We start from the raw sequence: 1,290 nt of genomic DNA, 5'->3' as shown, positions 1-1,290 counted from the left end.
CCGCTCAATGAGCGGCCTAATTTATGAATGTAATCTCTAGAATTAACGTTTCACCACACGAAGGGTTTTCACGTTAGTTCCTTGTGTTAAAATCACATTGTACACACCCGCAGGATAATTGGCTCCTACTTCAGTGGTTTCGATAGCGTCGGCGTTAACCGTACGTGTTTCGATTGCACGTCCCATCATGTCATACACTTGGATGGTGAACGACTCTTGGCTTGCAGTAGCTACTTTGAAGTAGAACTGCTCTGCAAATGGGTTTGGATATACCTGCGCATCGAAAGCAACCGCTGTTAACGAAGTGTCTTCAATTGTTCTAGCAATGGTTGGAATAACTAAAGTACATGTTTTACTGTATGGACCGAAATCAGGTTGATTTGGCATACGAACAGCTACTTGTACAGAGTAAGTTTCACCAGGAACTAATCCAGGGAAATCACTCAAACGGAAGTTATTCAATACACGGTCTACTTGGAAATCGTATACCTGTACTTCATTGAACAAACGGAAACGATATTGTGTTGCAAACTGAACAGCATCTGCGAAGATACGCTCACTGTAGCTTGTCACCGCATAATCGTTACACTGAGTACCACGAACTTGTGTCGTTGGATGTTTCGGTGCTTGAATCGTACAACTTGGACCATAAGGTAAGAAGGAACCATCGGTGTTACGAACTGCACAAGATACACTATAATTCGCATCGTAACGGAAATCAGTTACCGAAGCAAACGTAAAGTTACGGATACCAGAAATAATCTCCTGAACAGGACCAGCAGGCTGTAACGCACTGTCTAAACGCTGAACTCTGTAACGATATCCTGTACTACGCGGTACTAATGTACTGAAGATTTGCGTATTGATTCCTGTCACTTGAGTACCACAACCAATCATTGAGCTAACAGGTGTTGGTGTCAACAAGAAACATGGTGCGCTGTAGTTAGGCTGCCATACGCTGTTGAAACGTACTGCTACTTCAACTTTAAACTTCGCATTGTACTTGTAGTTAGATAAATTGTGTAAGTATAAATTACGCAATACCATATCCACAATCACTTGTGTACCTGGAATTTCAGAATCATCCGCAGGATTCACTTCTGTCACACGGAAACGATACCCTTGTGCACCAGTTACCCAACTTGAGTAAACGATACCACCGTAAGCAACTTCTGTACCACAAGTGGCAGAAGGAATTGTACTCACAATTGGGGTACAACCTCCAGGTAAACCTAAGTTATCGATGTTACCGTTACAGTCGTTATCGATACCGTCGTAACATACATCAAC

Annotated in this window: 1 protein-coding gene; it reads right to left on the bottom strand. The window is 42.6% G+C overall.

Going from position 1 to position 1,290, the window contains the following annotated elements; all coding sequences use genetic code 11:
• Positions 1-42: 42 nt before the first annotated feature.
• A partial coding sequence (locus BUC17_RS13855) for a T9SS type A sorting domain-containing protein (RefSeq protein WP_143161830.1) occupies positions 43-1,290 on the bottom strand: 1,248 nt, incomplete at its 5' end.

This window comes from Flavobacterium fontis (assembly GCF_900129405.1).
In the GTDB taxonomy this organism is placed as follows: Bacteria; Bacteroidota; Bacteroidia; order Flavobacteriales; family Flavobacteriaceae; genus Flavobacterium; species Flavobacterium fontis.
The sequence above is the reverse complement of the archived record's forward strand: the minus strand, read 5'-3'. Positions and strand labels throughout refer to the sequence as shown.